Genomic DNA, 14,945 nt, shown 5'->3' with positions numbered 1-14,945 from the left:
TGATTGATACGAGAGCAGCCCGAAGTCCCGCCTGCTCGACAAGATCCGCATAGGGCGAAGAAAAGGATCCCTGCAGGCGTCCTCGGGGCTGGCGAGCGCGAGACGGCGGGCACCACGTGGCACCACCGCGGCACGGGTTCACCACTGCACAGTCAGACCGACTGACCCGACCAACCTCACCCGCACCTTCACCACGCTCCTCCGCAAGACCGGCCTGCGCTGCATCCGCTTCCACGACTTCAGGCACTCGACCGCCACCCTGCTCCTGGAGCGAGGAGCCCGCCTCGTCATCTTCACTGATTTCCTCGGCCACGCCCACACCGGCGTCGCCGCCAGCGTCTACGCCCACCACCGACTTCGACTCCACCTCCAAGCCATCGATGCTTTGGGCCACCCACTCGGCCCCAACGACGACGACCCCAACGATCCGCCCGCCGAAACCGTCGTCCGCTGACGTTGCCGTCAGCGTTGCCCTCAAAGGCGCGAGCCCTCATCGACATCACTTTCGATGAGGGCTCGCGCTTACTTCAGGGTTCTGAATCATCGCCACCGAGTGGTCAGCAAGGTGACGACGCATCGCCTTTACTGCAACGTCCACTCACCGAATGGGCTTGGACGGACTCCAGCCTTCATCATCGAGAACATCGCATTACGATCTTCCCCATACCGAAGGACCGATGAATCGAACCCCGCATAGAACCTTCCGTCACTTCCCGAATACACGGTCAGGTGAAAGCTGTCCACTCCGATCGGAGACAGATCCGCGCCAGCTACCTCTGAGCATCGGCGAGCCACGTCCGAATCACGGGTGGTGCACACGACAGACGGATCGAAATGCGTCCAGCTCGAGATCCTCTCTCCAGCGATAACTAGGGCTGGAAGGTGGTCGATCTTCAGGCCGAGATACTCGCCCAAGAAGCTTCTCGACTCCTCATGAGAGGCAAAGCCCACACGCTCCAGACCTGCCATGATGGAAGCCGTTTCACGACGCACCCCACCCGCCTCCCAGCCGAACGAGCTGAGAAATTCCTCCATCTCCGGCTCGCGCATTCTTCTCACCTCGATAGATCTGTCGCACCACGACGTACGAGGACACTCTGACAGGACAGACATGCCGCTTCCGGAGCACCCGTTGAGCTGCGGACGGTCAGGAATTTAACGTCCGTCAACTGAAGGGGACGTTTCACTGCCGCTTCGAAATCGGCCCGGCTTGGTCCACTTCCATGCCGTCATCCGGCTCGACGGCTCCAACGGCGGCACCCAGTCCCCACCGCCGTCCGCCACCGTCACCCTGCTCGCCGATGCCATCCGGGCTGCTGCCGCCCGCGTCCGTGTAGTCGTCGTGTCGGAGCGAACGGGGAACACGAACTCGCCTGGGGCGAACAACTCGACGTACGCGAGATCGCCGCATTCGGCACCGACGCCGAACTGACCGACCAGGCCGTCGCCGCCTACGTGGCCAAGTACGCCACCAAATCCGCCGACGCTTCCGGAACTCTCGACCGCGCCCTGCTCTGCCGCCCCTGCCAGGGACGCGGCGCCACCGTCCTGCCTCACGGGAGCCCAATTCCCTGCAGCCCGCCAGCTTCTCAGCTGTCCGCAATGACCGGCTGTTCGCGCTGTACGAACTCGCCCTCCGCGCCGGACTCCGCAAGGGCGAACTCCCCGGCCTCCAGTGGGAATACCTCGACCTCCATAACGGCATTGCCAGCATTCGCCGCACCCTTCAGCGCACCCAGACCGGCGGGCTGACCGCCCTGCCCACCAGACCCGCGCATCCGAAGCCCGCATCGCCCTCCCCGGCGAGTGCATCCACTCATTCAAGGAGCACCGTGAGGTACAGGAAGGGGAACGAGAGGCGGCAGCGGAGAACTGGAGGGACAACGGCCTCGTCTTCAGCACGCCGACAGGAGGGCCGATCGATCCCGCGAACCACAATCGCAGCTTCCGCGCCCTCCTTGATCGGGCAGGGCTCCGCCGCATCCGCTCCACGACCTACGGCACTCCACCGCCACCCTGCTCCTGGAGCAGGGGGTCGAACTCGTCGTGATCAAGGAACTCCTCGACCACGCCCACATCGGCGTCACCGCCACCGTCTACGCCCACGTCCGACTCCGCCTCCAACGCGACGCCATCGACCTCCTCGGCCGCACACTCCACAACCCCGCCGTGACCACCAACCAACCCGATGACGGTGACAACCCGGCGCCCTGCGCTCTCCCCATCTGCTGACGTTGCCGTCAGCTACTGCCGTCACCCCACGGATAAGCCCCGCCAGGACATGCCCGGCGGGGCTTATCGCTTGCTGCCACTATTAGGGCATATGCCCGTCGCGTAGAACTTCCTCAGCCTCTTCCAAGGCCTCACTGGAGACGCGTCGCAATTCACCTTCGAATCGCGAGATCGAATTACTGAGGAACTTAACAACCTCATTCGACGAATCGGCGAGCTGAGGAATCAGGAAGCAGACCTCTCGGAACAGCTCAAAATCCTCCCCATCAGCCTTCTGGAGAATCCCCGGAAGGAGATCAAGGATTCTTCTTCTGCAGTAATCGGCAACATCCACTGAGACTCCGTTAACTAGTGCTTGGAGTCCACGAGACCTGGCATTGAGGATCGATTCAAGCAAGGCTACAGAGTCTGAATTAAGGTCCCCTCCGCATGCTACGTGCTCTGCGATGATGTCGACGCACGGAGCAGCGGCACTGTACAGCTGCCCTTGATTAGCGACCTCACAGTAGAGCAGCCCGCCTGCACGGTTGCGCTCCTCTGCATCACTCCCGAGCAGTCGCCCAAGATGCTGTCGAAGCTGGTTCGAAGGAACACTCAGGGTCGTGAGGGATTCCCAATCCCACTCTTCGGACGATTTCACCCTAGATCACTCTCCCATTCGGTTCCAGGAGCGAATTGATCACGAGTAGTTCGACTTTCGCAACGCGTACACACAGGGGCAGGGGTGCGCTTCAATGGGCGAAGCGGCACGCTATAGACGATGTCTTCCGGATTCGCGCCTCTGGCGACAAGATCGGCTCGACAAATGTCCTCCGCGCAGAAGGCGCCATCTCCGGTCTTCTTCATGCCGACTGCTACGTTCCCAGTTTTCCGGTCGACAGCGGCAGACCCCATTGCAAATTCACGAATCTTGGAGCGAGACATCGTTGAGTGCATTTCGTCGAGCTTAGCGGCCAGTGCCTGGTTCGCCTTCTCTGAGGCTTCGCCGTAGCTGAGCTCGCAATTGTGAACGAGGACCGGCGTGGCCCCAGCCAGCACATAGTACGTGTGGAAGTCGTCGACGGTGAGGTTGTGCGTGGTGACGGCGAGCGGGTAATCGCGGGTCGCCCGGACGGTCAGGGTTGAGCCGTCGGGCTGGCGGAGCTGCTCGCCCTCGGCGAATTCGCCGGCGTCGAGCCACTGGCGGCGGGTCTCGCTCCAGTGCGGGTGGTGTGAGGTGGAGGTGAGGGTGGCCGGCGGGCCGCGGGGGTTCGCGTCGTCGGTAAGAGTGAGGTCCGTGAACTCCTTGTCATCGGGAGTGGTGATGGTGGCCGTGACCGTCTTGGCTTCGGTTTCACCGGTCTGCGGGTCGGTGGCGAGGACCTTGTCGCCTACCTGGACGTCCTCGATGGCCTTGCTCGTGCCGTCGGCCATTTGGACGCGTGCGCCCGTGGGGAAGCTGTTCCTCTTGACGGAGCACCCGGCTCCGGCCTCGGAGTCGGCTGCACGGGCTTCCGCTCCTCCGCCACTCGCCTCGGCGTCGGCCTCGCCTCTGCCGGCCTTGGATTCTGTACCGGCGCTGTCGGTGGCTGTCTCGGTCCCTGCTTTCTGGTCCCCGGCCTTTCGTGCCTGAGCCGCTGCAGCGGATGCCTCGTCCTCGGCCTTCTTGGCCTTGGTGAAGGCCTCCATGGCCTTGGAGGCCTTACGCTCAGCGGCATTGACCGCGTCGTAGGCCTTGTTGAGCTCCTTGTAGATCTTGAAGGCCTTGATGCCGATCTTGATGGCCTTGGCCAGCTTGCCCCAGGGAACCGCATTGAGCGCCGTGTTGATGCACGCCATGACGTCGCCCTTGGTGAAGCAGTCACGGGCATCGTTGTAGCCGATCAGGTCCATGACCAGATCGATCACGGCGTACTTCAGTTCATCGCGCTTCTTCTTGGCCTTGTTGAGCTCGTGGGTGGTCTCCTCCACGGGGTTGAAGTTGCTGCTGCTGCCGCTTCCGCTGTACTGCGTCGCCGCGGCGTCGTTGGTGTTGCCCGTGTGGGTGTTCGTGGCGCAGGTGGAGAAGTTGTCGCAGTAGACCTTGAGGCCGGTCGAGTCCGACTTGTTGATCGGATCGTTGTTGGAGTAGGCGTACGCGTTCCACTGCTGCGGGTCGCCACCGTCGATGATCGGGTCGGGGCTGATGAACCGGCCCGTCGTGGGGTCGTACTCACGGGCGCCCAAGAGGGTGAAGCCGGTGGACTTCTCCTTGGTACCGCCGACGAATCCCTTGTCTCCGGCCCAGGCCCCCGGCGTCGGCGGGGTGCCGCGCTCGTTGCCGAACGGGTCCGCTGGGCGACGGACCTGGGCCAGGTCCGTGGCGTTGAACTGCACGCCGTTTGTGCCGTGGTGGTCCGACGACTGGTAAGCGAGCGACGAGACGCCGGCGGTCGTGGTGCGGGTGACGGACAGGCCGCCGGGCGCACCGTACGTACGGACGTTGGAGACATTGGTGGTGGCGGTGTCCAGAGTGATCTGGTCGGTGCCGAGGTTGAGCGTGGTCTTACCGGGCTCACGGCGGATGAGCTGATTGCCGCCGGTGTCGTAGAGGTAGCTGGTGCCACCGCTCTCACCGGTACCGGTGATCTTGTCGATCTTGCCCTGGTCGTTCCAGGTCAGGGTCTTGGTTCCCGGAGTGCTGGTGATCGAGGCGGTGTTACCGGTCGCGTCGTACGTGTACGAGGTGACGATGGTGCCCGTGCTGCTGGTCTGCGTGGAGGCCATCAGCGCGTGCGGACCGCCCGTGCCGCCGCCCGTCTTCGGGTCGGAGGAAGGCGTGTTGGGACCGGCACCGAAGGTCTGGGTGACCGTCGTGTCCTTGGCCGCGTTGCCGGTGACGTCCTTCTTCACCAGCTTGGTGCGGTTCCCGATCTTGTCGTACTCGTACTGCTGCCAGTACGGGGCCGGACCGCCCACACTCGGCTTGCCGGTCCCGTCGACCTTGGGCCCTGTGGAGTTGGTGCAGCCGCCGATACCGCGCACGCTCGGCTGGGGCGCCGTCGTGGTGGTGCCGGTGTCGGTCCAGGCCTGGGTCAGCCGGCCGAGGTAGTCGGTCGTGAAGCACTGCAGGTCACGGGCAGTGCCGTCCTGCGTGTTGCTGATCGAGGTCAGCTGGCCGACCCGGTTGTAGGTGTAGTCGAGTACATCGACGCTCGCCGTGGCCGCGGTCTGCTTGTCGAGGGTGGACCGGACCGGCCGGCCCGTGGCCTCGTCGTAGTCGACGGTCGAGACGATTTGTCGGCCGGTGTCACCGACAGTGGTGCGGATGGCCCTGCCGAAGGGGTCGTAGCGCATGTCCACGACATACGGCGTCATCGTAGAACCGATGGTGCCGTCGAGCGAAGTGAAGCTGCCGACGGAGTTGATCCCGTACGTCAGTGTCTCCGCGCCGAGGCCGGCCTTCGAGATGGCCGGTAGGGCCGTGGTCTTGAGCTGGCCGTACTTGTCGTAGGTGTTCTTCGTCTCGTAGGTGCCCTGCAGCTCCTTCTCGACGGCAGGGATGGTGACCTTGGTGCCGAGCGGCCGGTAGCCGCTGTCGTAGCCGGTGACCTCGGTGATGTAGGCGCTGCCCGCCTTGCCGCCCACGTAGCGGGTGGTCGTGTCCGGCTTGCCGAGCGCCTTGGTGTCGTAGGTGAAGGCACCGACCTGCTTGGCCGGGTCGACTGCCGCGCCCTCGTACGTCGCGATCGTGCGGCCGAGGAGGTCGCTGACGGTCGTGGCCTGCTTGCCGCGGGCGTCCTTGACCGTGACGAGGTTCCTACCGTCGTCGTAGACGGTCTCGGCCGTGCCCGAGTCCGGGTCGGTGGTCTTCACCGTACGACCGAGGAGGTCGTAGGCGAAGGTCCACTCGTTGCCGGCGGAGTCCTTGCGGGACAGCTCCTTGCCCTGGGTGTTGCTGACGGACGTGGTCTCGTCGTAGTCACCCGTGGGCGTGTTGCCCTTGTACTGGCGCACCACGGACGTCAGGCCGTTGGTGATGGAGGCTGTGGCGTATCCGCCGGTTGGCGGGATGTTCCGGACCTCGTCAGCGCCGGGGTATTCGGTCTTCGAGCGCCACTGCTCGATCCCGTAGGACTGGAACACAGAAGCAGTGGTCCGGCCGAGACCGTCGAAGACCGAGACGGTCTGGGAAGGAGTCCTGCTGTCGGGGTTGACCCCGCCGTTGGGCAGGAAGAGCGCCCCGCCGGGAGCCTTCTCGTTGTTGTAGTACGGCGCGCTGGTCTTGACCTGCCAGCCGTGCGAGTCGAAGAGGGCATCGGTGATCATGCGCCCGAAGACACCAGACGGGGTGTACGCCTGCGTCTGGCGGACGCGACCGAGGCCGTCGTAGATCGTGTAGCTGTTGATGTACCTGCCGTCGTTCATGAGCGCCTGGCTCAGAACGTTGGTCGGCGCGTTCGTCCCGTTCATGGCGTACGAGAACTTGCGGACCGGCGGGTCGACGGTCCGGTCCTGCCCCGGCTGCCAGATGGTGGTGACACGACCGAGGGCGTCGTAGCCGCGCTCGGCCACGTGGTTGTTCTCGTCGGTCGTCTTCATCGGCAGCGAACGGCCGGTGTCGAGGGTGGTGATGGTCTTCCAGCCCAGCGGGTTGGTGTGAGTGACCTCGTAGGGCAGCGCGTTGGGCAGTGCCCTGTACTCGGTCTTGGTGACCGCGCCGTCCGGGTGGGCAGCGTCCTTTCGCAGCTTGTTCGTGCTGGTGGTGAGACGGCCGTACGGGTCGTACGAGGCCGTCATGTTGAGCCGGTAGACCGGCTTGCCCGCGCCGTCGTACTTCTCCAGCACCTCGGTGCCGGTCTGGTCGGCGGTCGCGCCGGTCTGGCCGTACGCCTTGTCGTCGTAGTAGGTGCGCGTGTCACCGACCGTGTTGGCCGAATTCGGGGTCTGACCGCACGCGCCCGTGACGATCAGGGTGCGGGAGGCGAGCTGGGTGAGTGCGCCTCCGGGGCCGGTGGCGTACTCGAAGGTGGTGCACATGCGCTGGTCGGTGCGGGACACATCGCCCTTGTCGTCGACCTGGAGGGGCCGCGAGAAGAGCGTGTCGTCGTACGTCGAGGTGCGCTCGGTCGTGCGCCATGTGCCGTTGGCGAGCTTGGCACGGCCGACGACCTTACCGGTGTTCAGCGCGCGGGCCATGATCGCGGGCATGCCGCCGGACTGGGCGCGCGTGGCGGTGACGGCGCCGAGCCACGGGGTGGACACCTCGTCGCTGACGACGGTGCCGCCGTCGCGGTCGTAGGTCTCGGTCTGGCGGACGAAGCCCGACAGGACTTCCTCGTCCTTGATGGTGCCGCCGTGCGCGTCGGGGACGTTCACGCTGCGCTTGGTGCCGTTGGCGAGGACGTCGCCGTCCATGCCGCGCAGGAAGGTCGCCACCGACTTGGTGCGCGGGGCCTCGGACGCGTTGCCGCTACCGGTACGGGTGGTGACCGTGGCGAAGCCGCGGAACTGGTCCCACGTACGCGTCTTGGGGTCGGCGAACTCGGAGTCGTTGCGGTGCCAGGCGATGCCGCCGCCGTACTCGTAGTTGGTCACCGTGCTGACCTGGCCGGCGACCATGTCCTGCTGGGTGACGGACTCGACGACGACTTTGTGGAACCAGTCGTTGACCGGGTCCGGGTAGGACTGGCCGGGCAGGTACCACTTGACCGGCATGCACGCCATGGTGTTGGTGTCGTCGGCCGTCGGCACGGTGCCCTTGACCCGCGAGCACTCCGGGGCCTTGTAGACCACGTTGATGCGGCCACCAGTCTCGGTGGTGATGGCCTGGATGCGCGGCCGGTTGTAGCGGGAGGTGTTGGCCTCGGTACCGTCGGGACGCTTGACCACGCCGTCGACGCGGTTGGGGATCTGCAGCGGCTCGAACAGCACGGGCGGCACGGTCAGCGGGGTGCGCGCGTTGGTAGCGCTCCGTTGGATGGACTCGAGCCAGAGGGTGGGGGAGGTTCCGTCACCAGGCGCCTCGAAGCGCTGCTTCAGCGTGTACGAGTCGATGTTGCGATAGCCGCCGGTGCCCAGGACCTCGGTGTCGATCTTCGTCAGCCGCTTGGTGGTGAAGAAGGTGGGCGACAGGTTGAGGCACTGGCCGGTGGCCGCGCACTCCTGGTCGACCGGAGTATCACCCCAGGCCGTGGGATTGGTCTTGCGCTTCGTGGGGTCACAGGCGTCGCCCGCTTCGAAGCATCGGTCCGCGGACCGCAGCCAGATCTGGGCGGCGGTATTGGCCTTGCCCTTGGCCGTGATCTGGTCGGGCAGGCGCTGGCCGTAGCCGATCCAGGTCGGGTAGGAGGCGCGCTGGTAGAGGGTCGGGGTGCCGTCGCCGTTGTTCTGGCCGCCGCCACGACCGTAGTAGTTGTCCTCCTGCTCGTAGCGGTAGGAGGTCAGGTTCTGGTGTGGGTCCACGACGTAGTCGAGGTTCCACTGCCAGCCGAGCTGCTGGTAGGTGCCGTTAGCCGGTGTGTCGGCACCGAGGCACTTGTCCTGGCCGCTGTTGAAGTAGACGGGCACCGTGGAGACCGACTTGGCCTCCGGGTCGGTGCCGTCACCGCCGGGCAGGCGGTTGGCTCCGAAGTAGTACTGCGTGCCGTCTGTGGTCGTGACGCGGAAGCCCTCGCCCTTCCAGGCGGAGTTGCGCTGGCCGGTCAGGCGCTCGATCTTCGTGCCGTCGTCGCCCTGCAGGCGGTACACGCAGGTGGTGTCGTCACGGACGATCTGCCCGGCGTGGCCCGCCATCGAGAGGGAGAGGATGTCGCCGGCCCAGCACTGGTCGCCGGAGTCCTTGATGCCGGCGTCCTTGCAGCCCTTATACGAGCGGGAGATCGAGCCGGGGTGCCAGTCCCAGCCCTCACCGATCAGACCGGCCTGGGCGTTGGTCGACGCGGTACGGCCGTCGATCGAGGAGGAGTCGTAGCCGAGAACCATGCTCGGCGCCGCTCCGGCGATCGTCGACGGAATCTCGGCCGTGTAGCCGTAGGTGAAGTTCGCCGAGTTCGCCCCGGCCTGCCAGGAGGCCGACGGCAGGAGCGGCGTCGCGGAGTAGTCGCCGAGGTTGCCGGACGGGCCGGGCTCCACAGCGAGGGCCACGCCCTGGGTGGCCATGACCTGCGGGGCATCCGCGGACCCGGCCTGGGCGCCCGGCTGCGACTTCAGCAGCATGCTGGGAGCGGCCGAGTTCTTCGCCACCTCGACCTGGGCGACCAGGCGCCCGGAGGCGTCCCGGTGCGAGGCGACGGGCGTGCGCGTGGTGCAACCGGCCGCACCCGGCGTCGTCAAGGCACATGCGGGCAACTGCACCAGACGAGCACGGTCAACCCAGTTGGCGCCGGCACTCTTCGCCCATGCCGACACGTCCAGACCGACCTCGACCTTGCCCGTCGCGGCAACGCCGAGGGGTTCGGTGAGGGTGATCAGCGCACCGTTCACTCCGGCGGCGCGTGCCTTGGCAGCGTCTTTGACCTCGACGCTGAGGCTGCCGGAGCTGCTGGCCGAGGCGGAGTTCGTGGGTCCGGACTGCAAGGCCTTGCCCTTGCCCTGTGCGTCCTTCCCGGGTGCGACCCAAACGGGCAACTCGGCCGCCTGGACGGCCCCTGCCCCGGCAGCGGACTTCGCAGCGGAGCGGGATCCGACGTCGACCCGGCTGGCCCCGACCGGGGCCTTCGACTTCGGCGCGGGCTTCCAGGGCCGGGCAGTCGGCGCCGTGCCCTTTGAGGACTTGGCGTCCGCGCCCTTGACCGGCTTCGCGCCGGGCAGTGCGGTCTTCGGTGGCACCCACACCTTTGGCGGTTTGTCAGCCGCCTGGACTGCGGGAAGACCCAGTCCAGAAACCAGAACGGCGAGTGCGGCAACGACCGCGACCCGTGCTCTGCCACGCGTCGAACGCATGGCAAAGCGACTCCGATGAGACAACAGGATCCCCCCAGGAAACCGGTACAGGAAAAGACCGGACCGTCTGGGTCCGGATTAACCTCGCTTTATAGAGCGGGAATTTCGAAGTCTAATGAGATTCTAAGAATCTCCCCATGAGCAATGTCACCCGTGGACAACATGGCGTTTCGCGACATGAACCGGACATTACCTCTTCACAGGACCCACACAGGCTGTTGACAAGCTTTCAGATTGAGAGGAAATGTGCCCCTGACTTCACTTCATTTACCGCTGACAGCGAGGACCTCCGCCTTGAGGCCTGCATTCCTTTCACGCCATTCCGACCCGGGGAAATCCGGCCGACGCCACTCCCCCGGCATGCTCACCATCACCCTGGCCGGCGCCACCGTGGTCGCTCTCGGGGCCGGTCTGCTGACCGGCCCTCCTGCATACGCCGCCGAAGACCGCGGCCACGGACCGGCCGACACGTCCTGGCCCATGCCCACCACCCCTCCCCCCTCGGCGATCGGCACCGCCAAGGCTCAGGCGAAGAGCAGCGGCAAGCGGGTCGTCATCGACTCGCTGACGACAGCCAGTTCTCAGACGTTCGCCACCCCTCAGGGGACGCTCACGACGGAGACGGCCCTCGCGCCGGAACGGGTGAAGAACGCATCGGGAGGCTGGCAGAAAGTCGACGCGACCCTGCGGACCACCGCCGACGGCACGGTGGCTCCGACGGCCGTCCCTTCCCAGCTGGGCTTCTCCGGCGGCGGAACCGGTCCGATGGCGACCATGACGACTGCCGACGGCAAGAAGCTGGCCCTCAAGGCGCCTTTCCCGCTGCCCAAGCCCACCCTTAACGGTGACAGCGCCCTCTACCCGTCCGTCCTGCCGGGCGTGGACCTCGAACTCACCGCCACGCCCGCCGGTGGCTGGCGGCAGGTGCTGATCGTTCACACCGCCGAGGCCGCCGCCAGCGCCGCCGTCAGAAAGCTCCAGTTCCCCATCGGGGCCGACGGCCTGACGGTCAGTGCCGACGTTGCCGGCAACCTCAAGGCGGTCGACGCCCAGGGCAGCGCCCGCTTCACCGCCCCGACCCCGGTCATGTGGGACTCGGCTCGCTCCGGGTCGGCCGCCGACGTCGGCCGATCGAAGTCGGCGGGCGCCTTCGCCATGCAGTCCGCACCAGCCGAGGAAATCCCTCTGGCCCCCTCGACCGCGTCGAGCTCCGACGGCCCCGGCGAAGGCGCCGCCGTAAAGCCGGTCGCCACGACCGTCGACGACCGCGGCCTCCAGCTCGTACCCAATGCCGACCTGCTCGGTCAGGGCACCGGCCCTTGGTACATCGATCCGGGCTGGGCACCCACCCTGGACAACGCCAACCAGGCGTGGGCCCAGGTCCAGGAGGCGTACTCGGACACCAACGAGTTCAACGGAACGCAGTACGGGCAGGACAGGCCCGCCACCGGCTACTGCGGCTACTACGTGGGCAACCCACCCTGCGACGGCATCGGCAAGACCCGCGCCTATTTCCAGATCGGCGTGAACACGCAGCTCTACGGCACCGAGGTCCTCAGCGCGCGGTTCGAGGCGAACGTGGTCTCCTCCTCGAGCCCGAGCACACCGACCCCGATGGGTCTGTACTCCACCGGCGCCATCGGCAACCCGACCAGCTGGAACCGGCAGCCCTGCGACAAGAACTCGCACATGGGCGGCTGCTCGAAGGAAGCCGGCATCACCATGTCCGGATCCGGCACCATCACCTTCGACGTCAAGAACCTGGTGAAGAAGGCAGTCCAGTACAGGTGGCCCACCATCACCGTGGGTCTCGCTCCCGACAACGAGTCTGATAAGTACTACCGTCAGCGGTTCGACAACAGCCCGCGCATCGTGGTCGAGTACGACATCACGCCCACGGTGTCGTCACCCCGCGCCGGCCCAACGCCCGGCTTCGCGGACACAGCCTCCTACGCCGGCTGCCGCACCCCCGGGACCACCTACCCCTGGGACAACCCGGGCTGGGTCGGCGCCAACAACAACATCACGTTCACGGCCGACACCTACTCGGCCACGGGCCTCCCGCTCTGGACGGCCTTCATCTACTGGGACGATGACAACGGCGGGAAGAGCGACCTCAAGGAGACCGGCTGGAACGGCAGCAGCGGCCCCGTCACCGTCGATGCCGGTCAACTGACCGACGGACACCAGTACGGTTGGCACGCCCGCAACACCGACGGCTTCCTGACCAGCGCCGACAGTGAATGGTGCTTCTTCCGCGTCGACCGCACCCCGCCGACCGCCACCGTCAGCTCCACGGACTTCCCCGCCTCCGGCACCATCGGGGCACACCCGAAGCTCGCCGGCCAGGAGGGCACCTTCACCCTCACCGGCACCGATCCCGCCCCGGCGGCCGGTACCCGCACCTCGGGCCTGGCCTGCGCCCGGTGGACCACCGACCCCGTGAAGGCGGCCGCCACCGGCTGGAAGTGCACCGATCCCGGCGTGATCAAGCTGACCGATGGTAAGGCCACCGTCAAGGTCACGCCCCAGCAGTGGGGCACCAACTACGTCTACCTGCAGACCCAGGACAACGCCGGCAACATGTCGCAGCCGTTCGTCTACAGCTACTACGCGCCGTCCAACCCCGACGCGGGCAAGCCCGTGTTCGGTGATCTCGACAACGACCGCAAGCCCGACGTCCTGCTCCCCGACACCGCCGGCAACCTTCGCACGATCGCAGGCGGCCAGGACCCGTACGGCGCGCCCAACGCGATCATCCAGGCGGCGCCAGGAGCCACCCCCAACTGGAACGGCGTCCAGATCAGCCACCGGGGCAGTCTGGGGCGCAAGACCGTCGACGACCTCTTCGCCCATGAGCCCGGCAAGCCCGAGCTCTACCTCTACAGCAATGACAATTATGGCCGCCTCGACGGGCAGGCCAATGCGCCGATCACGAAGCCGGCCACCTGCGTAACGCCGACCGGCGCCTCGATCGACTGCGCGGCCTACGGCTACGGCGTAGCCAATTGGTCCAAGGTGACCCAGATCGCGGCGTTGGGTTCCCCCATCGGTGACTCGGGTGCCACGGCCGACACGCTGCCCGCCACGTCCCTTCTGTTCGTCGAGAGCGGACGCCTGTGGCTGGGCACCGCAGGTGCACTGAATGCGCTCGCCCCCCAGGCCGTCCTGCTCTCCGCCAACGACACCAAGTGGGCCGGCTACGACCTGCTCGCCCCCGGCCGGGCCCAGGGCACCGACTTCCCGACCCTGTGGGCCCGTTCCAAGACCGACGGCAGCCTCCACGCCTTCTCGGTCAAGGGCACGGCCCAGGCTCCCGACCTCACCGGCTTCACCAACCCGCCCGCGGGCCTCATCTCCGGCAAGATCGACCCGAAGGTCTACCCGCGGGTCGGGTCCGAGGGTGACCTGACCGGCGACGGCATCCCCGACCTGTGGGCCGTCGACACCAACCAGCAGCTCGTCGCCTTCAGTGGCGTTGGCACCGCGACGCCCTTCCCGGCCGCCACCGGCGTCAGCACGACCCCCGTCGCCCTGGGCAACCTCAACATGCCCAAGGCGCAGTGGAAGCTGACGGGGCAGACCGGCACCTCCACCCCGAGCGCGGTCGGCAACTTCCCCGCCACCACGACCAATCTCACCTTCCCCGCAGCCGAGAACATCGGCTACCGCAGCTCGTCCTATGCGGCGTTCAGCAAAGCGAGCGGCTCGTACGCCAGCACCGCCGGCCCCGTCATCGACACCCGCAAGAGCTTCACCATCAGTACCTGGGTCAAGGCCACTGAACTCGGCGGAGTCGCCCTCAGCCAGGACCTGGGGAGCAACAGCTCGCTGCTGCTCTTCCCCAACCACAACAAGAGGGTCTGGCAGTTCTCCATCGCCAACGGCGACACGAACCCCTGGCCGTACGACGAGACCAATGAGGTCAACAGCGCCGGCGCCATCACGCTGAACGCCTGGCAGCAGCTGACCGCCGTCTACGACGAGAACACCGGCCTCATGCGCCTGTACGTCAACGGCACCCTGGCGGGCACTGGCCACCACAAGGCGTCCACCAGCCCGGCCCCGGTCGGCCCCTTCCAGTTGGGCCGCTTCAAGGACTCCGGCGCATACGTCGCCTCCCCGTTCAGCGGCGGCATGAGCAACCTCGCCGTCTACCCCTACGCCGCCCCCGTCACCGCCCCGCAGGCAGCCGGGCCGATCCATCTGACCCAGTCCGCAGCCCACTGCGTAGACAACGACTTCAACCGCCTGGTGGACGGAAACAAGATCCAGATCGCGGCGTGCAACGGGACCGCTGCCCAGCAGTTCCAGGTCGCCAACGACGGCACCGTCCGCAACCAGGGCATGTGCCTGAACGCATCCAACGGCGGTGTCGCCAACGGCACTCTCATCGAGCTCCGCACCTGTGACGGCAGCGCCGGCAGCCAGCAGTTCCTGCCCCGGGCCGACGGTGGCATCTACCACCCCGCCTCAGGTCGCTGCCTCGACCTCGGCAGCTTCAACACCACACCCGGGACCCAGCTCGGGCTCTGGGACTGCAATCCCAGTCCGGCTCAGCGCTGGACCGTTCCCCTTCTCGGTACGGCGCCCCTTCCCGTTCCCACTCCGTAACCATCCACCGCACCACACAAAGGCCGTCTTCCCGCCCGGGGAGGCGGCCTCCGCCGTTTCTTCCCCCTGCCCTAGCCCCCCGCGCGCCCCCGCGGCGCGGAACGGCCTCTGGGTCACCTGAAGCGGTGAACTGCCCCTTATCCCCCGGCGGCCCGGGGTAGGGCACTGCTGATCTCGTGCGGGGTGCCGGAACGACG

Annotated in this window: 4 protein-coding genes and 2 pseudogenes; 4 read left to right on the top strand and 2 right to left on the bottom strand. The window is 66.6% G+C overall.

Going from position 1 to position 14,945, the window contains the following annotated elements:
- Positions 1-31: 31 nt before the first annotated feature.
- Entirely contained in the window at positions 32-454 is a 423-nt protein-coding gene (locus tag AC07DU_RS26755) for a tyrosine-type recombinase/integrase (protein ID WP_479114139.1), read from the top strand.
- Positions 455-582: 128 nt separating this feature from the next.
- Here AC07DU_RS26755 and AC07DU_RS26750 read toward each other — a convergent pair whose 3' ends face one another.
- Entirely contained in the window at positions 583-1,050 is a 468-nt protein-coding gene (locus AC07DU_RS26750) for a hypothetical protein (protein WP_479114062.1), read from the bottom strand.
- A 157-nt stretch (positions 1,051-1,207) separates the two neighbouring features.
- On the opposite strand from AC07DU_RS26750, the pseudogene AC07DU_RS26745 reads away from it, so the two are divergent.
- Both AC07DU_RS26745 and AC07DU_RS26740 read left to right on the top strand, forming a co-directional pair.
- Positions 1,208-1,578 (top strand): annotated as a pseudogene (locus tag AC07DU_RS26745) (replication initiator); the annotation flags it as partial.
- A pseudogene (locus tag AC07DU_RS26740) lies at positions 1,461-2,232 on the top strand (site-specific integrase); the annotation flags it as partial. The pseudogenes AC07DU_RS26745 and AC07DU_RS26740, both read left to right, overlap by 118 nt.
- Before the next feature lie 636 nt (positions 2,233-2,868).
- Here AC07DU_RS26740 and AC07DU_RS26735 read toward each other — a convergent pair.
- A complete protein-coding gene (locus AC07DU_RS26735; RefSeq protein WP_479114060.1) occupies positions 2,869-10,020 on the bottom strand; it encodes a polymorphic toxin-type HINT domain-containing protein in 7,152 nt (2,383 codons plus the stop codon).
- Between the two features lie 474 nt (positions 10,021-10,494).
- Between AC07DU_RS26735 and AC07DU_RS26730 the strand changes: the two genes are divergently transcribed.
- A complete protein-coding gene (locus AC07DU_RS26730; RefSeq protein WP_479114058.1) occupies positions 10,495-14,748 on the top strand; it encodes a ricin-type beta-trefoil lectin domain protein in 4,254 nt (1,417 codons plus the stop codon).
- Positions 14,749-14,945 lie beyond the last annotated feature (197 nt).

This window comes from Streptomyces sp. NPDC045695 (genome assembly GCF_056432025.1).
Note: the sequence above shows the minus strand (reverse complement) of the source record. Positions and strands in the feature narration are given on the sequence as shown.